General features: G+C 41.3%; 23 protein-coding genes. 18 read left to right on the forward strand and 5 right to left on the reverse strand.

Going from position 1 to position 24,259, the window contains the following annotated elements:
• Positions 1-15: 15 nt before the first annotated feature.
• Positions 16-666 (reverse strand): ankyrin repeat domain-containing protein, encoded by a 651-nt coding sequence (locus VJ786_RS09025; RefSeq protein WP_099368118.1) that lies wholly within the window; start codon positions 664-666, stop codon positions 16-18.
• Between the two features lie 416 nt (positions 667-1,082).
• On the opposite strand from VJ786_RS09025, the gene VJ786_RS09030 reads away from it, so the two are divergent.
• The 9 genes from VJ786_RS09030 (at position 1,083) to VJ786_RS09070 (ending at position 7,660) form a co-directional block, all read left to right on the forward strand.
• On the forward strand, positions 1,083-1,640 hold the full coding sequence (locus VJ786_RS09030; protein ID WP_180268527.1) for a UbiX family flavin prenyltransferase: 558 nt from the start codon (positions 1,083-1,085) through the stop codon (positions 1,638-1,640).
• A gap of 140 nt (positions 1,641-1,780) precedes the next feature.
• A complete protein-coding gene (locus VJ786_RS09035; RefSeq protein ID WP_099368037.1) occupies positions 1,781-3,043 on the forward strand; it encodes a dihydroorotase in 1,263 nt (420 codons plus the stop codon).
• A 5-nt stretch (positions 3,044-3,048) separates the two neighbouring features.
• Positions 3,049-3,717 carry a hypothetical protein gene (locus VJ786_RS09040; protein WP_099368036.1) on the forward strand — a complete coding sequence of 223 codons (669 nt, stop codon included), beginning with the start codon at positions 3,049-3,051 and terminating at the stop codon, positions 3,715-3,717.
• A gap of 3 nt (positions 3,718-3,720) precedes the next feature.
• Complete coding sequence (locus VJ786_RS09045; protein ID WP_099368035.1) at positions 3,721-4,341, forward strand: DUF4199 domain-containing protein; 621 nt, start codon at positions 3,721-3,723, stop codon at positions 4,339-4,341.
• Positions 4,342-4,411: 70 nt separating this feature from the next.
• Positions 4,412-5,362, forward strand: coding sequence for a glycosyltransferase family 2 protein (locus VJ786_RS09050; RefSeq protein WP_099368034.1), 951 nt, complete (start codon positions 4,412-4,414; stop codon positions 5,360-5,362).
• Position 5,363: 1 nt separating this feature from the next.
• Positions 5,364-6,371, forward strand: coding sequence for a glycosyltransferase family 2 protein (locus VJ786_RS09055; RefSeq protein ID WP_336557639.1), 1,008 nt, complete (start codon positions 5,364-5,366; stop codon positions 6,369-6,371).
• The gene (locus VJ786_RS09060; RefSeq protein ID WP_099368032.1) at positions 6,368-6,640 is read left to right on the forward strand and encodes a hypothetical protein; all 273 of its coding nucleotides are present in this window, start codon (positions 6,368-6,370) and stop codon (positions 6,638-6,640) included. Before VJ786_RS09055 ends, VJ786_RS09060 begins: the two co-directional genes overlap by 4 nt.
• A complete protein-coding gene (locus tag VJ786_RS09065; protein WP_099368031.1) occupies positions 6,637-7,401 on the forward strand; it encodes an MBL fold metallo-hydrolase in 765 nt (254 codons plus the stop codon). The genes VJ786_RS09060 and VJ786_RS09065 overlap by 4 nt, the downstream gene beginning before the upstream one ends.
• Before the next feature lie 106 nt (positions 7,402-7,507).
• Positions 7,508-7,660 (forward strand): lmo0937 family membrane protein, encoded by a 153-nt coding sequence (locus VJ786_RS09070; RefSeq protein WP_134777679.1) that lies wholly within the window; start codon positions 7,508-7,510, stop codon positions 7,658-7,660.
• 5 nt (positions 7,661-7,665) lie between these two features.
• On the opposite strand, the gene VJ786_RS09075 is transcribed toward VJ786_RS09070, so the two are convergent.
• Positions 7,666-8,367 carry a 2-C-methyl-D-erythritol 4-phosphate cytidylyltransferase gene (locus tag VJ786_RS09075; RefSeq protein WP_099368030.1) on the reverse strand — a complete coding sequence of 234 codons (702 nt, stop codon included), beginning with the start codon at positions 8,365-8,367 and terminating at the stop codon, positions 7,666-7,668.
• Positions 8,368-8,515: 148 nt separating this feature from the next.
• Positions 8,516-9,565 carry a tRNA preQ1(34) S-adenosylmethionine ribosyltransferase-isomerase QueA gene (queA, locus tag VJ786_RS09080; protein ID WP_099368029.1) on the reverse strand — a complete coding sequence of 350 codons (1,050 nt, stop codon included), beginning with the start codon at positions 9,563-9,565 and terminating at the stop codon, positions 8,516-8,518.
• 213 nt (positions 9,566-9,778) lie between these two features.
• Between queA and VJ786_RS09085 the strand changes: the two genes are divergently transcribed.
• From VJ786_RS09085 to VJ786_RS09100, 4 genes are read left to right on the forward strand one after another with little or no spacing between them, the layout of a single operon-like run.
• Positions 9,779-12,235 (forward strand): glycoside hydrolase family 31 protein, encoded by a 2,457-nt coding sequence (locus tag VJ786_RS09085; RefSeq protein WP_099368028.1) that lies wholly within the window; start codon positions 9,779-9,781, stop codon positions 12,233-12,235.
• A gap of 59 nt (positions 12,236-12,294) precedes the next feature.
• A complete protein-coding gene (glgB, locus tag VJ786_RS09090) occupies positions 12,295-14,214 on the forward strand; it encodes a 1,4-alpha-glucan branching protein GlgB (RefSeq protein ID WP_099368027.1) in 1,920 nt (639 codons plus the stop codon).
• Positions 14,211-15,626, forward strand: coding sequence for a glycogen synthase (locus VJ786_RS09095; protein WP_336557640.1), 1,416 nt, complete (start codon positions 14,211-14,213; stop codon positions 15,624-15,626). The genes glgB and VJ786_RS09095 overlap by 4 nt, the downstream gene beginning before the upstream one ends.
• A 1-nt stretch (position 15,627) precedes the next feature.
• Complete coding sequence (locus VJ786_RS09100) at positions 15,628-16,899, forward strand: glucose-1-phosphate adenylyltransferase (protein ID WP_099368025.1); 1,272 nt, start codon at positions 15,628-15,630, stop codon at positions 16,897-16,899.
• An 84-nt stretch (positions 16,900-16,983) separates the two neighbouring features.
• Here the strand turns inward: VJ786_RS09100 and VJ786_RS09105 are convergent, their stop codons facing one another.
• Both VJ786_RS09105 and VJ786_RS09110 read right to left on the reverse strand, forming a co-directional pair.
• Positions 16,984-18,171: an EamA family transporter gene (locus VJ786_RS09105; RefSeq protein WP_099368024.1), complete on the reverse strand. Its 1,188-nt coding sequence runs from the start codon at positions 18,169-18,171 to the stop codon at positions 16,984-16,986.
• Between the two features lie 7 nt (positions 18,172-18,178).
• Entirely contained in the window at positions 18,179-18,658 is a 480-nt protein-coding gene (locus tag VJ786_RS09110) for an Lrp/AsnC family transcriptional regulator (protein ID WP_099368023.1), read from the reverse strand.
• A 226-nt stretch (positions 18,659-18,884) separates the two neighbouring features.
• On the opposite strand from VJ786_RS09110, the gene VJ786_RS09115 reads away from it, so the two are divergent.
• From VJ786_RS09115 to VJ786_RS09135, 5 genes are read left to right on the forward strand one after another with little or no spacing between them, the layout of a single operon-like run.
• Positions 18,885-21,812, forward strand: a complete 2,928-nt coding sequence (locus tag VJ786_RS09115) for an FAD-binding and (Fe-S)-binding domain-containing protein (protein ID WP_257213836.1) — start codon at positions 18,885-18,887, stop codon at positions 21,810-21,812.
• Between the two features lie 41 nt (positions 21,813-21,853).
• Positions 21,854-22,495 (forward strand): hypothetical protein, encoded by a 642-nt coding sequence (locus VJ786_RS09120; RefSeq protein ID WP_099368021.1) that lies wholly within the window; start codon positions 21,854-21,856, stop codon positions 22,493-22,495.
• A gap of 29 nt (positions 22,496-22,524) precedes the next feature.
• Positions 22,525-23,157 (forward strand): hypothetical protein, encoded by a 633-nt coding sequence (locus VJ786_RS09125; RefSeq protein WP_336557641.1) that lies wholly within the window; start codon positions 22,525-22,527, stop codon positions 23,155-23,157.
• Positions 23,118-23,417: a hypothetical protein gene (locus VJ786_RS09130; protein ID WP_336557642.1), complete on the forward strand. Its 300-nt coding sequence runs from the start codon at positions 23,118-23,120 to the stop codon at positions 23,415-23,417. Before VJ786_RS09125 ends, VJ786_RS09130 begins: the two co-directional genes overlap by 40 nt.
• Positions 23,417-24,235 (forward strand): alpha/beta hydrolase, encoded by an 819-nt coding sequence (locus tag VJ786_RS09135; RefSeq protein WP_336557643.1) that lies wholly within the window; start codon positions 23,417-23,419, stop codon positions 24,233-24,235. Before VJ786_RS09130 ends, VJ786_RS09135 begins: the two co-directional genes overlap by 1 nt.
• Positions 24,236-24,259 lie beyond the last annotated feature (24 nt).

The following is a 24,259-nucleotide window of genomic DNA, read 5'->3' on the forward strand; positions in this document are numbered from 1 at the left end:
GCAACCTATCGATGTTTAGGCTTTCAGGATTTCCGCAATTTCGTGAAATCCCTTTTCGGCAGCTAGATCCGATGCGGTCTTACCTTGGTCGTTCTGAATCTGGATATGTGCTCCATTTTCCAAAAGGATGATGATCAGGTCGATGTTTCCTTGCTGGGCAGCGATGTGCAATGGTGATATCCTGGAATTCTGTACCACATTGACTTCCGCACCTGCTTCGATCAGCATTTTTGCAATGTTGTCGTGCTGATTCAATAAGGCAGCATGTATAGGGTAGCTCTGAAATCCGTTCTGGGAGTAGGCATTCGGATTGGCGTGGTTTCTAAGCAGGATCCTCACAATATCCTCTTTTCCAAAATGGGCAGCTAGACCCAATGGATAGAACCCATGTGAAGATAGTTCGTTGATCACTTCCGGCTTTTGATCCAGCATCAGCTGTACCTGTTCTGTGAGTCCAGCAGCGCAAGCTTCATGGATCGTGATGCTAGTAATATATTTCAAAATGGTCTGAACGATCTGTGTTTTCTGATAATAACAGGCAAGCATCAAAGGCGAGATTTCATGCGAAGTTTGTTCTTTTACCAATTCCGGATTTCTACTCAACAATAAATCCAGATCCTGATGGTTTCCCGTTTCAATATATTCTTCCAAGACAGATAGACTCATACACTCTTACTTTTTATGTTACGAATTAAGCAAAAAAAACTTAAATTTATAATTCCTTAATAGGAATTCTTAAACAGCACGTTAAAATTGACGGGTTAAATTTTATGTCTTTATTACTAATTAATTTTAATGTTAACGAACATCATTTTATATTTGTAGCTATTTAGCTACAAAACCATAAATAAAACTATATTTTTTATTAAATTTTTAGACTTATAATTACTTTTGTAATGCCCTCCCCAAGGGCATGTTTTTCATAGGTAGATGTAGGGTCGAATATATTCTATTCGACCCTTTTTTATTCCCAACCATCCCTCATCCCCAGCAAGTAGCTCTCCTGTCTAAATTCTAAATACTTTATACTAAATACTAGTACTTCTTACTAAATACTAAATACTAAATACTAATTTTACATCATGTCTAAAATAATAGTTGCGATTACAGGTGCCTCAGGTTCCATTTATGCCAAAATATTGTTGGATAAACTTACCCTTCTGAAAGATCAGGTGGAAGAGGTTGGTGTGGTAATGTCGGATAATGCCAAGGATGTCTGGAAATTTGAACTGGGAGATGAGAGTTACAATGATTATTCCTTCAAATTCTACCAGAAGAATGATTTCATGGCGCCATTTGCATCAGGATCCGCTAAATTTGAGACCATGATCGTAGCTCCCTGCTCCATGGGGACCTTGGCTAGGATTGCGCAAGGAACTTCGTCAGACCTTACCACCAGAGCGGCTGATGTTATCCTGAAAGAACGTAGAAAACTGATCTTGATCACTCGGGAAACGCCATTAAGTTTGATCCACATCAATAATATGCAGGCAGTAACCCAGGCAGGAGGAATCGTTTGTCCAGCATCGCCGTCTTTTTACAGCAGACCCGCAACTTTTGAGGAATTGGCAGCTACGGTAATAGACCGCGTCCTTGATATGGCCGGTTTTGATCTGCAGACCTACCGCTGGGGTAAATAGAAAAACCATAATTTTATCCTCGTAATCCAAAGGATTTTGTATTTTTGTTTTTTAATGAAACAGCTGTATCTATCTTTATTAGCATTCGTTATATCCAACAAAAATTACGATCACTATATTTTTGATTTTCAATATATTTCATGGGAACAATATTAATTACTTCTGCAACATTGGTTTCGGCAGGCCATCCGCTACACCTAACATCCGTTGATGTATTGGTTAAAAATGGAAAAATTGAGAAAATTGGCAAGTCTGTAAAGGCGGAAGGGAAGGTTCAGGAGATCAACGGGAAGGGAAGTTTTCTTTCTGTCGGTTTTTTCGATCTGAATGTAAACTTTGGCGAACCGGGTTATGAAACCAAGGAAGATATCCAAACAGGTACTGCTGCGGCAGCATCTGGTGGCTTTACCGGTGTAGCTGTACACCCGAATACCAATCCACCGATCCATTCCCGTTCAGAAGTGTCCCTGATCGTCAATACGGCAAAGGGTAACCTCGTTGATGTTTTTCCCGTTGGAGCAGTGAGCAAAAAAAGGGAAGGAAATGAATTGGCCGAACTGTTCGATATGAAGATCAATGGTGCCGTAGCCTTCAGCGATGGTAACCGCAGTGTACAGCAGGCAGGATTGATGGGAAGAGCGTTATTATATGCCAAAGGTTTCCAAGGATTGATCATGACCTTTCCGCAGGATGAATCCATTGCTGCTGGAAATAAAATGAACGAAGGGGAGGTGAGTACCTACCTGGGCATGAAAGGTATCCCTAACTTGGCAGAGTCTATCATGGTTTCCCGTGATCTATTCTTGGCCGAATACAATGAATCACCGATCCACTTCAGTACGATTTCTACCGAAGAATCGGTAGATCTGATCAAAAAAGCAAAAGCAAAAGGAATCCAGGTTACCTGTGATGTGGCTGCGCATAACTTGGTTTTTACCGATGAAGATGTCAAATCTTTTGATAGCCACTATAAAGTGAGCCCACCATTACGCACCAAGCGTGATGTAAAAGCCTTGATCAAAGGTCTAAAAGATGGTGTGATTGATGCGGTGGTTTCGCAACATACCCCACACGAAATTGAATTCAAAGAAGTAGAATTCCAGATTGCAAAAGATGGCATCATCGCATCGCAAACTGTTCTTCCATTACTGATTAAAGCCGGCTTCAACCCAGAATCGATTGTAGAAAAATTGGCAGAAAATCCGCGTAAGGTATTGAATCTTCCAGTTCCACAGCTCGTAGAGGGTGAGGATGCTAACTTGGTATTATTCAGTATGGATAAAAAATGGACTTTAGATAATAACAGCAATAAGTCCAAATCGACTAATTCACCATTATTTGGTAAGGAATTGACAGGCCAGGTCTTGGCAACGATCAATAACAACCAGGTAATCATAAACTAAACAATATGGAAGCGAAAGTAAAAAAAGCATTTGAGGCAAGTTTTAATGCCTATGCGAACTCTGAAAATATCGATGCGTCTGTGGTAAAGACAGCGTTGGAAAATGTATTCAATGCCGAAAAACCATTTATGGATAAGGTGGCAGATATGGATGCGGTTTTTGATGACCATCAGCAATTTGAAGAATTGCGTGAATACACGTTTGATCTTCTCATGATCAATTTCTTCGCAGAAGATGTATTGAAACTGGAAGAGGATTACCTGGAGTCGGAAGAATGGGAAGCCATCGAAGACGAGACCATTGAAAGGGGTTCGGAGATGCTGAACATCCTCTTATACCTAAAAGAATGTGCAGATGATGAGATCGAACCATCTTTGGATGATTTCCTGAAAGAGTTCCTATTGGTGGAAGAAGATGAATTCCAAGATGAATACGAAATTTATGAAAATGTGATTGCCAATCAGTTGTTAGTTGAGAGCTCTTATGAGCAGATCGCTAAGGTTGCCGATAGCCAGTCGAAAGATGAGGAGATTTATGAGCTGTTTTATCCTTTGGTTTCTTTCTTTTACGAGCAAAATCCAAATGAAGGACAATTGGGAGATTTTTCTAAGTATGCGGCAAATAAATCATTATCTTTAGCCTTATATCAATTAATGATCAACTTTAACAAATAAATTATGGAATTGACAACTAACGAAAATCCGTTATTGAAGAAGAAAGCAATTACCTATGGGATTATCCTTGGGGTGGTTTCGGTGGTATTGGCTATAGCTTCTATGTATATTACCATTAATGGAACCACACTAATGAGTTCGGCTATACAGGCAGGAGCGGTTAACTATATCCCTTTCTTGATTTTGGTAGCGGTTTTTTCAAAATCCCTTCGTACGGCAAATGGTGGTTACTGGAGCTTTTCTGTAGCCCTTAAAAATATCTTCATCATGTTGGCAGTTACCGCACTGATCGGTACCTTGGCAACCATGATCATGAACTGGACCATGCCTCAGTTGCAGGAACAGGTATTGGATAAAACCCGCAATATGACCATCGAGTATTACGAGTCCATCAATGCTTCTGATGAAGCAATCGATACCATCGTAGCGGAATTGGATAAACAACGCGATGCCTTAGGCTCATTGTCCATCGGACAGAATGTCTTGGGTCTGTTCATTTATTTCTTGGTTTATTTTGTGTTGGCCCTGATCTTTGCTGCCATCTTCAAAAAAGAAAAACCAATGTTCAAGGAACAGGTAGCAACAGATTCTGCACATCCTTGGCAAAATAATCCCGAAGCTTAATAATCCTATTACCTCAATATTTTTTGATTAAAGGTATCATCTAAAAATGATACCTTTGTCATTATTACTTATGGATATATCAGTAGTCATACCTTTATACAACGAGGAAGAGTCTCTTCCGGAGCTTTGCGCTTGGATCAAGCGTGTTATGGATGAGCATCAGTTCTCTTACGAGATCATCATGGTTGATGATGGGAGTAAGGATAAGTCCTGGCAGGTCATTCAATCGCTGAAAGCGGAGAATGAGCATGTTACAGGCGTTCGGTTCCGTCGTAATTACGGGAAATCGGCCGCATTGAATGTTGGTTTTGCCGCAGCACAGGGTGATGTGGTCATTACCATGGATGCCGATCTTCAGGATAGCCCTGATGAGATCCCGGAATTGTACGATCGTATCAAGAACCAAGGTGCTGACCTGGTTTCTGGATGGAAGAAAAAACGTTATGATCCATTGACCAAGACCATTCCAACCAAGCTGTTCAACTCCGTTACCCGCAGCATGTCGGGTATCGATAATCTGCACGACTTCAACTGTGGGCTGAAAGCCTATAAAAAAGATGTGGTAAAGAGCATCGAGGTATATGGCGAGATGCACCGTTATATCCCCGTATTGGCGAAATGGGCAGGATTCAGTAATATCCAGGAGCAGGTAGTTCAGCATTTTCCACGTAAATATGGGACGACCAAATTCGGTCCGGGCAGGTTTGTAAAAGGATTCCTGGATCTGATGTCGATCTTCTTTGTTGGTAAATTTGCCAAAAGACCGATGCACTTTTTTGGACCGCTGGGCGTGATCAGTTTCCTGATCGGGATTTTTATCACCATTTACCTCATCATCGAGAAATTGATGAGCATTGCCAATGGTACAGCCTACCGGAATGTGACGGATCAACCTTTGTTCTACCTATCGTTGGTAGCCATTTTGATCGGTTCACAATTGTTCCTAACAGGTTTCATTGCCGAGCTGGTATCCCGTAACGGTACAGACCGAAATAAATATCATATCGACCAGGTAATCTAAGATGTTCTTTTCAATCATTATTCCTTTATACAACCGACCGGTAGAGATCAAGGAATTGTTGCAACCCCTTTTGGATCAACAATACCAGGATTTCGAAGTGATCATTGTGGAGGATGGATCCAGGAACAAGGCCGATCATATCATCGATCAATTCAAGGATCGATTGGATGTCCATTATTTCTTTAAGGAAAATGAAGGTCAGGGATTCGCTAGGAACTATGGTTTTGAACGGGCGAAAGGCGATTATTTCATCGTCTTTGATTCCGATATCATTGTACCTTCCGATTACCTGCTAAAAGTTAAGGCAGGGATTGAAAAGGATGGACTCGATGCCTTCGGAGGACCGGATGCTGCGCATCCATCGTTCACTGCTATCCAGAAAGCCATCAGCTATTCCATGACCAGCCCCTTTACCACTGGAGGAATCCGCGGTAATAAAAAACATGTGGGCCAATTCCATCCGCGAAGTTTCAACCTTGGTATTTCCAGAAGAGTATGGGAACAAACAGGTGGTTTTAAACTTTCTCGCAGGTCGGAGGATATTGAATTCAGTATCCGGATGATCAATTCCGGGTTTAAGGTTGGATTGATTCCTGATGCCTTTGTTTACCATAAAAGAAGGACCAGCTTCGCACAATTTTATAAACAGACCCATAGTTTTGGAAAGGGGAGGATAGACATCTATAAGATGTATCCTGCCGAACTGAAACCCGTGCATGCCCTACCATCCGTTTTTGTTTTGGGACTGGTCGTGTTGTTCATGATCAATGTCATCAATTTATTAACGATGAATGGGATATATATCCTGAGTTTGTTAGGAACTCTTGGTAATTGTTTGTTATTATTGTATACAATAATGCTGTTCTTGCATGCCTTGATAACCTGCAGGAGCTTGAAAGTAGCCGTTCTTGCGGTGGTTGCGGCCTTTACGCAATTGATCGCTTATGGCTCCGGCTTTATCAGTCAGTATAGTAAACAGCTATTGTATCCAGAAAAGAAGAATTCATGATAGCGCTTACACAAAGTAGTTTAGATAAATTAGAAATTTTGTTCAAAGAGCAGGGGTATCGATTGCGATTTGAGAAAGGTTCTTTCCGAACCGGTGCTTGTATGCTTCAAAATTCAAAGGTCATTGTGGTGAATAAATTCTCCAGTGTGGATATGAAGGTGCAATCCCTACTTCAGCTATTGCAGACTATCCCCATTGAAGAGAGCTTGTTAAGTGATAAGTTGAAGCCATTCTTTCAACAGATTAAAAAAACAAAACTTACGGTTTGAGAATAACATTTTTAGGTACAGGTACATCACAGGGGGTCCCGGTTATCGCATGCTCATGTAAGGTATGCCGATCTACCGACCGACATGATAAACGTTTGAGGTCGTCCATTCTGTTGGAATATAACGACCATACCGTTGTTGTGGATACCGGTCCTGATTTCAGGTATCAGATGTTAAGAGACCAGGTGCAGCAGCTGGATGCCGTATTGATGACCCATTCCCATAAGGATCATGTGGCGGGTCTGGATGATGTTCGGGCTTTCAATTATCAGCAACAGCAATCCATTCCGATCTATTCCAATAAGGCGACCCACGATGCCCTTCGTAAGGAATTCTATTATGCCTTCAGCGATTTCAAATATCCTGGAGTTCCGCAATTAGAACTGGAGGAAATCTTCCCTGGCCAATCTTTTGAATTGTACGGAAAAGAAATCCTACCCATAGAGGTGATGCATTACAAGATGCCGGTATTGGGTTTTCGGATCGATGATTTTGCCTATATAACCGATGCAAAAACCATATCTGAAGAATCTTTTGAGCTGTTGAAAGGTGTGAAGACATTGGTTTTGAATGCGCTCCAAAAAGAACCACATATTTCCCATCTTACTTTAGCAGAGGCCATAGAAGTTTCTGAACGGATCCAACCAGAAAGGACTTATTTAACCCATATCAGCCATCGATTTGGAACCCATGAAGAAATTTCCGCTTTACTTCCCCCTAACATTTTTGTGGCTTACGATCAGTTAATTATCGAAGAATAATAAAAAATAATTCATCCTTCAAAACAATTGTGAATTTTCATTGTTCAACCATATGAAATCACATTTATTGAATTAATTATTTAAACACTTTAAAAACTGATTTGCTATGGGAAATATTTTGTATTTAATCGCAGTAGTTTTAGTCATTATCTGGGCTATCAGCTTCTTCGGAGGTTATGCAACAGGTGGTATTATTCACATCTTATTGGTGATCGCCATCATTGTTATTTTACTTAGGGTTATACGAGGTAACGCCTAGATAGATTATTCTAATAACAGCTGAGCAATAGCTAAATCCTCTTGATAAGTGATCTTCAGGTTCTGATGTTCACCGGGAAAGATGAGGAGGTTATTGCTCATTTTATTTTCATTCCAATTTTCCACCACCGATGCATCATCGGTAAAAGATGCTGATTCCTCTTGGTCATAGGCCTCCAGCAATAAGGCAGCTTGGAATACCTGCGGCGTCTGAACCAACCAGACCTGGTTTCTATCTACCGCTTCACTCTTATTTTCATTTCCAAATCGTACAGAACTGCTGCTCTGAACAGCAGGGATTACCGCATGAGGTCCATTGGCAACTTCTTGGTACAAAGCATCGATCAACTGCGTTGAAAGGAGAGGCCTAGCTGCGTCATGAACTGCAATTATGGCATTCGCTGGAACTTCAATCAAACTTCTCAACTTTGCCAGCCCATTTTTTACACTTTGAAACCTACTGTCTCCTCCATGGCAGAGCTCATGTGGTACCTGAAAATCATATTCCAGACAGAGCTTCTTCCAATAGGATTCCATTTCGGAAGAGAGGACCAGCATAATCTTTGGCTTGGTTTCTGATAAATGGAACTTTAACAAAGTATGCATTAAAATAGGTTTACCGTTTATCGGAATAAACTGTTTCGGGAGGTTTCCACCCATACGCGATCCAGTTCCAGCAGCTACAATAATGACATAGTTTTGTTCCATGTCATAAAGGTAAAAAAAACCTTAAATTTACCAAGAAAACATAGGGTTTACATAGGAAAAACGATAGCAGGAAAGGTAAAGGCCATTAAAAAAGAAGCCGTATAAAACATAGTTTTATACGGCTTAATCAATTGTTGAATTATTTATCTTAGATGATTAACATCGCATCGCCATAGCTGTAGAAACGATATTTTTCTTTAACGGCTACTTCGTAAGCATTCATGACGTTCTCATAACCTGCAAAGGCAGCAATCATCACCAATAGGGTAGATTGAGGCGTATGGAAGTTAGTGATCATCGAGTTTGCAATACTAAAATCGTAAGGAGGGTAAATAAATTTACTTGTCCAATCGTTTGCAGCTTTCAGGTGTTTGTCGGCAGAAACTGAAGATTCAATAGCACGCATAGAAGTAGTACCTACTGCACAGATACGACGTTTAGCATCGATTCCCTTGTTCACCACACGAGCAGCTTCTTCAGAGATGATGAATTGCTCCGAATCCATTTTGTGCTTAGTCAAATCTTCTACCTCCACGGTACGGAATGTTCCCAATCCAACGTGCAAGGTTACTTCTGCAAAATCAACCCCCTTCAGTTCCAAACGTTTCATCAATTCGCGCGAGAAGTGAAGTCCTGCTGTTGGAGCAGCAACTGCACCTTCATTTTTAGCGTAGATGGTTTGGTAACGGAATTTATCCTCTGGTGTTGCTTTACGTTTGATGTATTTTGGAAGAGGAGTTTCGCCAAGGATTTCAATGTTCTTGCGGAATTCCTCATCGGTTCCATCAAAAAGGAAACGGATGGTACGGCCGCGAGAAGTGGTATTGTCTACTACCTCCGCTACTAATAAATCATCATCTCCGAAATATAATTTATTACCTACACGGATTTTACGAGCTGGATCTACCAACACGTCCCATAGGCGTAATTCTTTGTTTAATTCTCTTAAAAGGAATACTTCAATGGTAGCACCAGTTTTCTCTTTGTTTCCATACATACGGGCAGGGAAAACTTTGGTGTTGTTCAATATCATGACATCTTTATCATCAAAGTAATCCAATACATCTTTGAAGATTTTGTGTTCGATTTTTCCAGAATCGCGGTGTAAAACCATCAAACGAGATTCGTCTCTTTGTTCAGATGGTTCAGAAGCTAGCAGAGACTCCGGTAGATTGAAGTTGAATTGAGATAATTTCATTTTATATGAATCAGTATTTATTGCCCTCTAGCCTTACTGGGGCTAGATTTTATAAAGGCTTACAAAAGTACGAAAAATTAAATAATTACACTGTCATATAAGATAATACCTACTTTTCTGTAAGAATTTATTTATTAATATTGGATTCTTTAAAATATATTGTAATTTAAAACGGCATTTGAAATGCCTTGAATTCCACAGAAACTAACTTTTATGGCAGACAGCACACGAAAAGAAGATTTTGCAAACGACCTACTTCCAGATACCGAGAGTTTAGAAGAGATGCACCATGTGAACAATCCTGTTTTGGATTTACCACGCATCGAAAAACAGTACCTTGCTAAGGTTCAGGGTTATATCCAAGAACGTAATTCCTTTTTCTTTACCGATGGGCGATCAAAGGTAGAAGTCAAAGTATTCTCTGAGGAGATCATCCGTATCCGATTGGCGCCTGAAGGGGTGTTTTTGGAAGATTTTTCCTATGCGGTGAGTTTCAAGGAAGAGGTCTTTGTAAACTGCGAAGTAACAGAAGATGAAGCCTATTTCCGGGTAAAAACCAGTGCAGTGACCTGCTCCATCAAAAAGGACAATTTCTTCATTTCCTTTTCTGAAGAGGATGATACCGTTCTGAACAGCGACCATGCAGCCATGCATTGGGAGGAGAATGTTGACTATGGCGGATATTATGTTTACTGTAGCAAGGAGGCCAAATCCGATGAGGTGTTTTATGGATTGGGCGATAAAGCCTCCAACCTCAATCTAAGAGGAAGAAGGGTGAAGAATTGGAATTCGGATACCTATTCCTATGCGTTCAATCAAGACCCGCTCTATAAAACGATTCCTTTCTACATTGGGGTAACCGAAGGAAAGGCCTACGGAATTTTCTTTGATAATACCTTCAAGACCTATTTTGATTTCGCTTCGGAGCATCCGAACCAAACAAGTTTCTGGTCAGAAGGTGGCGAACTAAAATACTATTATATCCACGGTCCGCAGATGATGGATGTAGTAAAAAGATACCATAGTTTAACCGGTACCCATTATATGCCGCCCATGTGGGCAATCGGCTACCATCAATGTCGCTGGTCCTACTATCCGGAGAACAAGGTTCGAGAAACGGCCTACGAATTCCGTAAGCGCGAGATCCCTTGTGATGCGATCTACCTGGATATAGATTATATGGATGGGTATCGTTGTTTCACTTGGAACAAGCGTTATTTCCCAGATCCTAAGAAAATGATCGCCGATCTGAATGCCAATGGCTTCAAAACGGTGGTAATGATCGATCCAGGAATCAAAGTCGATGAAAACTACTGGGTATTCAAGCAGGGACAGGAGAACAACTATTTCTGTCGTCGGGGTGATGATTATTTTATGGAAGGTTTTGTTTGGCCAGGCCGTTGTCAATTCCCGGATTACACCAACCCAGAGGTGAGGACCTGGTGGGGAACCTTATACAAAGGACTGGTAGATGATGGCGTTGCAGGATTCTGGAACGACATGAACGAACCGGCTGTTTTTGGAAGAGGAACATTCCCTGATGATGTTAGGCATCAATTTGAAGGTCATCGCGGATCACATCGTAAGGCCCATAATATATACGGCATGCAGATGGTTCGTGCAACCTACGATGGGTTGAAGAAATTATATAAGAATAAACGTCCATTTACCATTACCAGAGCGGCTTATGCTGGTACACAACGCTATTCGTCTGTTTGGACCGGAGATAACATCGCTACTTGGGAACACTTGCGCATCGGGACATTACAGTTGCAACGATTATCGGTTTCTGGGCTTTCTTTCTGTGGCACAGATATCGGTGGGTTTACGGGCGAGCCTGATGGTGAACTCTATACCCGTTGGATGCAGTTTGGGGTGTTTTCCCCGTTCATGCGTGTGCATTCGGCAGGCGATACCCGCGACAGGGAGCCTTGGAGTTTTGGGCCAGATTGGGAGCAGATCTGTAAGAAGTTCATTGAATTGAGGTATAAACTACTTCCTTATATCTATACCTGCTTTTGGATGCAGCATAGGTATGGGGAACCTATTCTTAGGCCGATATCCCTTCTGGAACAGCATATTGCCAAAAACCTGCAACGTGAGGAAGAATTTACCTTCGGTCATCAATTATTAGTGTCGCCTGTTTTGCACCCTGGTCAGTTGAACAAGGTTGTATATCTTCCTGAAGGAAGCTGGTATTACTATTTCGATCATACTCCATATGCCGGTGGGCAAGAACATACCATCGATACACCGATGGATGAAATGCCATTCTTTGTTCGAGGGGGAAGTATCATCCCTGAATTTCCGGTCATGCAATTTACCGGAGAGCGTAAAATTGAGTCCTTAAAGATGACGTTCTATTTTGCGGAAGGACAGCATGAATCGCACCTGTATTCCGATCATGGAGAAACCTTTGCTTATGAGCAAGGGGTGTATGTAGAGAAAAATTTCATTGCAGAGTCTACCCAAAACACGGTTCAGATCGTGCAGGGGGAACAGGGCTTGTATACACCATATTATTCGGACTTTAATCTTTACTTGGTCGGATTACCATTTGATATGAAGCAGGTTATTGTGGATGGTATGAAGGTAAATGTTAGCAAGGACGAAGATGGATTGAGCTTTATCAAATTAGAACGCGACTTCAAAAAGGTCATCATTCAATAATAACTAAATAAACTAAACAGAATAGCTTAATAGAAGATATTAATCATATAAACCTAATTATGTCAAACGCTGTAGAAGCACATTCCTTGTTGTCGGAATTTGATGTGTTCTTATTCCGGTCAGGAAGACATTATAAACTGTACGAAAAATTTGGATCACGAGAACTCCGGGTAGATGGCCGAGTAGGGGTCTACTTTGCTGTCTGGGCACCGAATGCCCAACAGGTATCCGTGATCGGAAATTTTAACGGATGGAATCCACATTCCCATCCCTTGCAAGTTCGATGGGATAGTTCGGGTATCTGGGAAGGTTTCATCCCTGGTCTTGAAAATGGGGAGGTTTATAAGTACCATATCCATTCCAGTACAGGCGAGCGTTTGGAAAAAGCCGATCCATTTGCATTACATGCTGAAGTAGCACCAAAAACAGCTTCGATTGTTGCGACCACTTGGTATTCTTGGCAGGATTCGGAATGGATGTACAACCGAAGGGAACATAATGCGCTCGACAGGCCTTATACCGTCTATGAAATGCACTTGGGTTCCTGGATGCGTGATCCAAAAGATCCCAATCGCTTTTTTTCCTATCAGGAAATAGCAGAGCGTTTGGTTCCCTATCTGCAGGAAATGAACTATACCCATGTGGAGTTTATGCCGGTGATGGAGCATCCCTATTATCCTTCTTGGGGATATCAGATCACAGGATATTTTGCTGCTACCTCAAGGTATGGTGGACCACAGGACCTGATGTATCTTATAGAAGAATTGCATAAACACCATATTGGTGTCATTCTGGACTGGGTGCCATCGCATTTTCCGGGCGATAGCCACGGATTGTATAAGTTTGATGGTACGCATTTATATGAGCATGCGGATCCTAAGAAGGGATTTCATCCCGATTGGCAATCCTATATTTTCAATTATGGCCGAAACGAGATCCGGTCTTTCCTCATCTCCAATGCGTTCTTTTGGCTCGACCGTTACCATGTGGATGGCTTACGCGTAGATGCCGTAGCATCGATGCTTTACCTGGATTACTCCAGAAAGCAAGGGGAATGGGAACCCAATGAGCTGGGAGGGAATGAAAACCTCGAGGCAGTTTCCTTTTTAAAGGAACTCAATGAAGCGATCTCCAAATATTTTCCGCAGGTACAATCCATTGCGGAGGAATCCACTTCCTGGCCAGGCGTAAGCCGGGCGACGTTTAATAACGGTTTGGGATTTGGCATGAAATGGATGATGGGTTGGATGCATGATACCTTATCCTATTTCAAGGAAGATCCGATCAATCGCTCTTATCATCATAATAAACTTACTTTTTCGTCGGTATATGCCTTTACGGAGAACTTTATGTTGCCATTGTCCCACGATGAGGTGGTTCATGGAAAACAATCGTTGATCTATAAGATGCCGGGGGATGAATGGCAGAAGTTTGCCAACCTGAGGGCTTTATACCTCTTTATGTATACTTTTTCTGGAACCAAACTGTTGTTCATGGGCGGTGAATTCGGACAAACATCCGAATGGAATGTGAACCAATCGTTGGATTGGCATTTATTACAGTTCAAACCACACCAGAGCCTGAAGAAGTTCGTTTCAAAATTGAACGAGATCTACCAGAGTTATCCAGCATTATATGAAAAACAGTTCAGTCCGGAAGGGTTCTTTTGGATTGATTTAGAAGATAAAGCGAACAGTGTTTTTGTGTACTGTAGACGTGGTCATGATTGGGAAAACGATTTGATTATTGTCTTGAACCTAACTCCTGTTGTACGGAGAAATTTTAGGATAGGGGTTCCCCATCCAGGCGAATGGGAATTGCTGTTGAATTCGGATGACATGAGTTACAATGGCAGTGCGGTAGGGGTTAAGAAGCAGGTCAGTACTGATCCGACTTTTTGGATGAACCAAAATCAGTCTTTCTCCTTGGATTTACCGCCATTGTCAGGACTGATCTTTAAACGAAAAATCAAGAAATGAAAGTAATCCATCTGAGTGTAGAATGTTTTCCGGTCGCCAAGGTAGGCGGGCTTGCCGATGTTGTCGGCGCATTGCCTAAATATTTAAATCATTTAGGGGTTGACGCTTCGGTGGTGATGCCTTATTTCAACCGGAAGTTTGTGCAGGAGCACAGCTTTGAAACGGTAGCAACTGGGCAATTCTATCAAGGTTCTATCCTGATGGATTATGAGGTGCTCAAAGAAAGCACTGATGCACTGGGTTTTCCATTGTATTTGATAAGGATTCCTGGCTTATTGGATCGGGAGGAAGTGTATTGCTATGCGGATGAAGCGGAACAATGGATTGCCTTTCAACATGCTTTCCTGCATTACCTAAAGCATAATGGTATAAAACCTGACATTATCCATTGCCATGACCATCATGTAGGATTAATTCCTTTTTTAACGAGGAACGCTACGGATTATAAAGAATTTTCAGACATTAAAACGGTATTTACCGTTCATAATGGACAATATCAAGGCTGGATGAACTGGAACAAAGGGATTATATTGCCTGCATTTGATACCTGGAAATGGGGGCTGTTGGATTGGGATGGTGTTATCAACCCTTTGGCTACAGCGATTAAATGCTGTGATGCCTATACTACCGTTTCAGAGGGTTACCTCAGCGAATTGTTTGTAGAAGCAAATGGCCTTCAACGCCTGTTCTATGATGAAAGAGGGAAAGCCTGGGGTATTGTGAATGGAATTGATACGGCTTACTGGGATCCTGCAACGGATAAACAGATTACGGATAATTATTCGCCAATCAATGTTCAGGAAGGTAAATATGAAAATAAAAGCAAATTCTGTAAGGAATATGGTTTAGATCCTAATTTACCCCTATTGAGCTATATAGGGCGTTTTGCCACGGAAAAGGGTGCGGATATTTTGCCGGGAATTGTAAGAAAGCTTTTGGATAAAGTAGCTGGAAAACTGAATATCTTTATACTTGGCTCCGGCGATCCAGCCATACAACAAGAGATTGCAGAACTTGAAAAGGAGTTTCCGGAAGGCTTTGCTGTCTTTTTCGGTTATAATGAACAATTGGCCCATCAGGTGTATGCGGCTTCGGATATGCTGATCATGCCTTCCAGGGTTGAGCCCTGTGGTTTGAACCAGCTCTATGCCCTTAAATACGGGACCATACCGGTAGTTAGGAACATCGGTGGACTAAAAGACACGGTTATTGATGTTTCTGAGGGTGGCTACGGATTTAAATTTGAGGATGTTAATGCAACAGAGGCATCCCAAGCGGTAGAACGTGCCTTGGATTATCTTCAAGAGCCTAAGAAATTAAATGAAACAAGAGATTTAGCCATGGAACTGGACTTTTCCTGGGATAAATCAGCTTCAAAATATGTAGAGTTATATAACCAATTACTTAAATAATATGGCGCACAAGGTAGTATCTATTGTTCTGGGAGGCGGTCGTGGCACCCGCCTGTTCCCATTGACCGATCAAAGGTCTAAGCCTGCAGTTCCGATTGCAGGTAAATACAGATTAGTGGATATTCCTATCTCTAACTGTTTGAATTCCGGTTACAACAAGATTTTTGTTTTGACCCAATTCAACTCGGCTTCGTTAAACAAACACATCAAAAACTCCTACAACTTCAGTATTTTCAGTAAGGGTTTTGTGGATATTTTGGCAGCAGAACAGACTAGTGAGGGAGATTCGTGGTTTGAAGGAACTGCTGATGCAGTGAGAAGGACGCAGAAAAATCTGGTCAATGTAGACTATGATTATGTGTTGATCCTTTCTGGAGATCAATTGTACCAGATGGATTATTCCGCTATGGTTGATTTTCATGTGAAAAATAAAGGCGAAATCACTATTGCAACCATTCCGGTGACGGGGAAGGAAGCAACGGGATTTGGTATCCTGAAATCCAATGAGGATAATGAGGTGGTTTCCTTCATCGAAAAGCCTAGTAAGGACTTATTGCCAGAATGGACTTCAGAAGTGCCTGATGAGTTGGAGAAGCAGGGTAGGAACTACTTGGCCTCCATGGGAATCTATGTGTTCTCCAAAGGTGTTATGACCAGAATGTTGGCTGAGAACAAAGGGATGGATTTTGGAAAGGAGATCATTCCTGATGCTATTGAAAATTCGAAGGTGTTGAGTTATCAGTTTGATGGCTATTGGACGGATATCGGTACCATTGCCTCCTTTTTCGAGGCAAATATCGGGTTGACAGAGGATATTCCTTCATTCAATCTTTTTGGAGAAACGGTGTATACCCGCGCGCGTATGCTTCCACCGTCCAAAGTTTCCGGAACGACCCTGAATCATGCGATCATTGCAGATGGCTGCATTATCTTGGCCGAGAAAATCCAACAATCGGTTATCGGTATCCGTTCGAGAATAGGTTCGGGTACAGTGGTGAAATTCACCTATATGATGGGTTCGGATTATTATGAGGAACTGAATGAGATTGTGGAGCTTGCTTCCAGTCAGGAACCGCCTCCAATTGGTGTTGGGGAGCGTTGTTATATAGAAAACACGATTTTGGATAAGAATTGCCGTATTGGTAATGATGTTCGGATAAAAGGAGGAAAACACCTTCCGGATGGTGATTTTGAAGAATATACGATCAGGGATGGGATAGTTGTGGTGAAGAAAAATGCCGTGATCCAACATGGTCGAACTATCGGTTTTTAAACCTTCCTAATTGGTTTAATAAAACAAAGCGCCTATTACTATTGTAATGGGCTCTTTGTTTTGATAGGCGATAGTTTTATTGCCTTAAAGCTCTTGATCACCTAATCCATCTGGATTATCCAAGTCGAATTCTGGTTTTGCTGTTGTTTTCTTTTCAGATTCGTTGTTTTCTTTAGCCTTTTTAAGGCGTGTCTTGCCGTATTCAGCTACTTCTACAATTCGTGGTATACTACTTTTCGGTGCCATATGACGTAATTTTTTAATTTTACGGCTGCGTTTGTATTTTTTGATCAGTTCACTGTTCACATAGAGGTTCCAGTTCATCAATAGAACCGAAAACAAAACAACGGCCAATCCAATGATCTGCATTTTGGTCACCTCATGGTTTGTGAAAAAATGAACCAGGATCAAGGCGACGATAGGATTTACGTAAGCATAGGTACTCACTTCGGTTGCAGGTCTTACCTGAAGAAGGAAAATATAGCAGCTAAAAGCCAAAATAGAGCCCATTAAGGCCAAGTAAACCATCGCTCCCCAATATTCTATAGCGACAGCAGAAAAGTCAAATCTGGCGTATTCTCCGTTCAACAGGGCAACGGTTGTAAATGCCGTTCCGGCTACTACCATTTGCCAAGCGGTCTTGACCATGACATTCAAATCCTCAGCTTCTGCTTTAGGGCCATTTTCTACAGCTGCTTTCTGGTCCCTTTTTTCCTTGCTGTACTTGGACAATAAGGAACCTACCGTCCAACCGATCGTTCCCAAAGTGAGGACAATCATGGCGGTCAATTTGTTATCATTATCGGCAGAATGAGCATTGGGTGAAAATATCTGCTCCGCAAAAAGCATGAATACGCCCAGAAATCCCAGGATCAATCCCAATAGAGTAGGAACAGAGGTGAAATTCTCCTTCCATTTCGGTTTGTCGAGTATGATGAACCAAATGGCAGTTGCTGCCGATAGGATGGATACAATACCGCTGGAGATGTATTGCTCAGACCAGATAATGGCTGCCATATCGACGAACAATAATAGAAACCCAACCATTGCTGCATCCTTTACAGCACTTTTGATAAATATCTTATATCCTTTGAAGTAGCAATAGCCCATCAATAGGGTTCCTGCAATGATAAATCTTATCGATCCCAACACAAAGGGTGGGAAGGCGTGCAAAGACTTCTCAATAAAGAAAAATGTAGATCCCCAAACGATATATACCACTAAATAGGCAAAGATGATCGTTGCGGTAGACGGGGTAGTAGCTTTTACCATATGTATTTTAATCCTTAAATGGGATCACTAATTTATTGTCCTCTTTAACTGTTTCCAGTACGATGGTCGTACGAGTGGAGATGATGCCATCAATCTTACTCAATGAATTGCGCATAAGGTCTACCAGACCTGCCGAATCGTTCGTACGTACCTTGATCAGATAGCCGTCCTCGCCTGCAATATCATGAACCTCTAATACTTCAGGGATCTCTGCCAGGAGAACACCTACTTTCTGAACACCAATGATATCTTGGGTCTTGATAAAGATAAAGGAAAGCATCTTTTGGTCGATTGCTGCTGGGTTGATGCGGGCATTATATTGAAGGATAACTTCGCGCTGTTCTAATTTCTTAACCCTTTCCAAAATTGCAGATGGTGCCATGCCCAATTCACGGGCAATATCAGCATTGTTGGTCCTTGCATTATCCTGCATGATACGCAGGATTTGAAGGTCAATCTGGTCAAGGGTAATTTCTAATTTTGCCATAATGGCGCAAATATCGATAATTCCGAATTAAATTCAAATTAATTAATGTAAAAATGAATTTTATTCAGTTTTGAGGTTTGTGATCTGACGGATAGTTTTATCGGTTTAAGTATTAGATAGCGAATACTTTACTAATATAATCAATAATCTTTAGGAATTAAAATGGGTTCTAATTGGGTTTATTTGTGTAACAATGCTTAGTTTTGTTGTTCAATCTTTACTTACAGTGTCTATAAAGTCGAATTTAGTTGAATTATCAGCATCCCTACAGGGAGATTTGTTTTTTGATGAAAAGAATGCATCGCACCAAACCATGCGTTTGGCCTATTCTACAGATGCTTCTGTTTACCAGGAATTGCCTTTAGCGGTTTGTATACCAAAAACAAAGGAGGATCTTGTAAAACTGATCCATTTTGGAAAAGCGAATAATATTACGCTCATTCCAAGGACAGCAGGTACTTCCTTAGCGGGGCAGGTGGTTGGAGCAGGAATCGTTGTAGATGTTTCACGGTTCTTCAATCAGATCCTGGAGGTCAATGTAGAAGAGAAATGGGCCCGTGTCCAACCGGGGGTGATCCGAGATGATCTGAATGCCTATTTAAAACCGATGGGGTTGATGTTTGGTCCGGAAACTTCGACGGCCAGCCGCGCCATGATCGGTGGTATGATAGGTAATAACTCTTCGGGTCTGCACTCCATCGTTTGGGGAGATACCAGGCAGAACCTTATCGCTGCAAATGTCTTATTAGATGATGCTTCGGAAGTTTTATTTGAAGCATTGAATGAGCAGGAATATTTTAAGAAATTAACCTCAACATGTCGAGAAGGTGATATTTACCGAGGGATCAACGAATTGATAAGCAAGCAAGATAACTTGGCAGCGATTCAATCGGGATACCCTAAAAAAGATATCACGCGTAGAAATACCGGATATGCTTTGGACCTGTTGACAGATACCAGTGAGCCTTTCAATTTCTGTAAACTATTAGCAGGGTCAGAAGGGACGATCGGGATTATTACCGAAGCTAAGATCAACCTTATGCCGCTTCCTCCGAAGGAAATTGGCTTGGTCTGTATACACTTTCATGATATGGTGGAATGTATGCATGGGAATGTGGTGGCGCTCCGAAATTTTCCGGAGGCTTCCGAATTGGTGGATAAATATATTCTTGATTTCACGGTAGGACATCCTACCTATCAATATAACCGTTTCTTCATTGAAGGCGATCCTCAAGCTTTATTGATTGTTGAGTTCAGAGCAGATACGGTCGCTGAAATACAGGCAAAAGCAGAAAAATTAATTCTTGAATTAAAAGCTGCAGGTTTGGGCTATGCCTATCCGCTGATATTAGGAGCTGAACAGACGAATTTGGTTTGGGATGTTCGGAAAGCGGGATTGGGATTGATCAGGAATCTTCCCGGAGATTCACAACCTGTTAATCTGATTGAAGACTGTGCGGTATCGCCTGAAGATCTTCCCGCCTATGTGGAAGATGTACAACAATTGCTGGTAGAAGAAAAGGTTCATGCTTCTTATTATGCACATGCGGGAGCAGGGGAATTGCATATAGAACCATTCATCAATCTGAAGACGGAAGAAGGAAAAAAACAGTTTCGTCGGATATTGGAAAGAACCACTGATCTGGTATTGAAGTACAATGGTTCCTTAAGTGGCGAGCATGGAGATGGTCGTTTAAGAGGGGAATTTATTGGTAAAGTATTAGGTGATACAGTGTATCAGTTGTTATTGGAAGTCAAGCAAATATTTGATCCTAATGCGGTGTTTAATGCCAAGAAGATTGTAGACACGCCGCCAATGGATACGCATCTGCGGTATGACCAAGTAACAGATGCTTCCCAAATAAAAACCTACTTTGATTTTACCAAGCAGGAGAGCATTTTGAGGTTGGCGGAGAAATGTTCGGGTTCTGGTGATTGTCGCAAAACGGAGATTACGGGTGGTACCATGTGTCCATCTTTTATGGCAACACGAGATGAGAAGGATACGACACGGGCAAGAGCCAACATGCTGCGCCAGTTTCTGACCAACTCTACAGAACAGAACAGGTTCAACCATGAGGAATTGAAAGAGGTGATGGATCTGTGTTTAAGCTGCAAAGGCTGCAAAACAGAATGCCCATCCAGTGTGGATATTGCTAAGATGAAAGCTGAGTTCCTGCAGCATTATTACGATGCTAACGGCAGTTCTTTCCGTAGCAAGCTGATAGCAAACTTCACCCAATCCCAAAAGTTAGGATCTTTAGTGGCACCTATCTATAACTTTTTCGCAACCAACAAGCTGACCTCCTCCCTGATCAAGCAGGTGGTAGGTTTTGCGCCCGACAGGTCCCTACCAAAAGTTTATGGGACTACCTTAACCCAATGGGCCAATAAAAAGGAGCGGAGGCAAGGGAAAAGACAGGTTTACCTGTATGCCGATGAGTTTACGAATTATAATGATACTGAAATAGGGATTACTGCCTATAAATTACTTACGGCTTTAGGTTATGAGGTGTTGGTTCCAAACCTTAAAGAGAGCGGCAGAACTTACCTCTCCAAGGGTTTTGTGAAAAAGGCAAAGGATCTAGCCAATAGCAATGTGGATTTGGCTTCGGCTATTATTTCGCAGGAAACGCCTTTATTGGGGGTAGAGCCATCGGCCATTATTACCTTTAGGGATGAATATGTGGATCTGGTGGATGCCGATAAAAAATCCAAGGCGGTGGAGTTGGCGAAACATGCGCTGATGATCGATGAATTCTTGGTTCAGGAGATGATTGCTGGTAGGATACATCAGGAACAGTTTACAGCGGCGCCTCAAAAGATCAAACTTCATGGACATTGTTATCAAAAAGCCTTTAAGCTGGTGGAATACAGCAAACAGATCCTTTCCTTACCATTGAATTATGAAGTGGAAGTGATCCCTTCGGGCTGTTGTGGAATGGCAGGTTCTTTTGGGTATGAGAAAGAACATTATGAGGTTTCCCAAAAAGTAGCTGAATTGGTGTTGTTTCCTACTTTGAGAAAAACAGGTGAGGAATATGTAGTGGCCGCAGCAGGAACATCCTGCAGGCATCAGATAAAAGATGGTCTGGAAAGGAAATCCTATCATCCTGTGGAAATACTTTATGACGCTTTAATTAACAAAGCATAAACATTAATTCCTTATTTTTGTTTAACAATAAACATATGATTATGAGAAAATTATTAAACATTGGATTAAGTCTTACAGCGGTAATGGCCATGATGTCATGTGGAAATTCTTCAAAAACCAATAACAATACAAGTGATTCCACTGGCGCTACAGGTTCAACCCTTAATCAATTAACAGCGAATACCGATGCGGAGTCTCTGCATTTGTATTTCCACCTTCAAGAAAACAGCCAAACGGATTCTTCGGTGATTTATGAAGCAAAATCCTTATATAATCAAGATACAGTAGGTTTTCAGGTCGAAGTGATCAAGAATATCCCTGCTGGTGTTACGGCGATGGGTGCTGCTGATGAACAGGCTGGTTTTAGACAAGGAGCGATCAAGTTTTCATCGATAGGGGCACCTTCAGATAATTTTGTGAAAAGCCTTGGAACCTTGATGAAGTTGCCAACCGATGGGAAAATGAGCACACAAACGCTTTTACCTTTGGTGTTTTCTTCCAATAAGGATCAAGTCGATCTATCAAAATCGGCAACTTATTCTTTCAAATATTTCTTTGAGAATGGAACGGGTACTCCTGCTGAATTATTTGGCGTTTTAGATACCTATAAAAAATCCTTTGAATTGACAGAGAAGGATTCTACCTATAGAAAGGCGATCATCGCTTCTTTTGAAGGAAAATAATGAATTAATGGAATGGCTAACCTTTTAAAGTGATTAGAATAAATAGCATTACGCTTTTAAGCGTCATATTGTTCCTGTTCAGTGCCTTAGCTGGAACTGCCCAGGACTTAATTCCTACTACTCGGGTTTCAAAAGGGAAACTGATTGCACCTGAGCTTAACGAAGTTTCCGGGGTTATTGCATCTGATGCTAATCCCGGTTCTTTTTGGATGCACAATGATAGTGGAGACAAGGCTAGGATCTTCCTGGTGGATTCTTCCGCTAACCTGCTGCAGATTGTGAACTTAGAAGGTGTTATTGCCATTGATATGGAAGAGATCGGTAAGTTCAAGAAGGATGGGAAAAACTATTTGGTTTTGGGAGATATTGGGGATAACCGAGGGTTGAGAAAGGATATCCGCTTATATATTTTGGAAGAACCTGTTTGGGAGCAAGGTGGCAAAAAAGAGAACCTTATCAAATCTTCGCAGATTCAAACCATCATCCTTAACCACGATGGTAAAGCCAGGGATGCAGAAGCTTTTTTCATAGATCCTTTGGACAATCGGTTTTACCTGATCAGCAAGCGGGATTTAAATCAATTGTTTATTCAACTGATATTTTTCAAGATGTTGAAAAACATATGCTTAAACCTCTTATTACATTACCATTTACCTTTGTAACTGCTGCTGATATCAGCCCTTCAGGCGATGCCATTTTGATAAAGAATCTTACCGATATTTATTATTGGAATCGTGTATTGAATGAATCTATTCAGCACAGCCTTTCTAAGCCATATAAACGCTTAGCCTATCAACAAGAGCCACAAGGTGAAGCAATTACATTTGATAATTCTGGTGAAACCTTTTTTACCGTAAGTGAGCGCCCCTTTGGATTAGATTCTTATCTTTACCAATATAATTTTTCTAAACCTCAAAATTGATGAAAATACGTTTAACATTCTTATTGATGCTTGCTGCATTCTTTACCGCACAAGCAGCTCAGGTGGATACGGTTTTGGTGAAAAGCACTGCAATGGGTAAAGCCATTAAAACGGTGGTTATCCAACCTGAAAACAGTAAGTCTAAAAACCTACCTACGCTTTATCTCTTACATGGGTATTCGGGTAATTATGCTAATTGGGTAGATAAAGTTCCGAAGATCAAGGAGCTGGTCGATAAATTGGAAATGATAGTTGTTTGTCCAGATGGAGGGTATGGAAGTTGGTATTGGGATATTCCGAATGATAAGAATTATCAATATGAAACCTTTGTTTCTAAAGAGTTGGTAGACTTTGTGGAAAGTAATTATGCAGTAGCTAAAGATCGTTCCAAACGAGGAATTACCGGTTTGAGTATGGGTGGTCATGGTGCATTGTATTTAGCGATTAAACATCAGGATACCTTTGCAGCTGCTGGTAGTACTGCCGGGGGAGTAGATATTCGTCCTTTTCCGAACAATTGGGAAATGGCTAAACGCTTAGGACCTTACCATGAGCAACAAGAGTCTTGGAACTCACATACCGTCATGGAGATGACACATTTGATCAAACCGAACTCACTTTCATTGTTTATTGATTGCGGTACGGAGGATTTCTTTTATAAAGTGAACTTGAAATTACACGAAAAAATGACTTACCTAAATATCCCACATCGGTTCCTGACCATGCCTGGAGCTCATAATTGGGATTATTGGAGTAAATCAATCTTATATCAGATGATGTTTTTCCATGATTTTTTCTATCAACCTGCTAAAAAATAATTTCCTGTAAATTTACGCTGCCCA

This window comes from Sphingobacterium tenebrionis (assembly GCF_037126265.1).
GTDB classification, from domain to species: Bacteria; Bacteroidota; Bacteroidia; order Sphingobacteriales; family Sphingobacteriaceae; genus Sphingobacterium; species Sphingobacterium tenebrionis.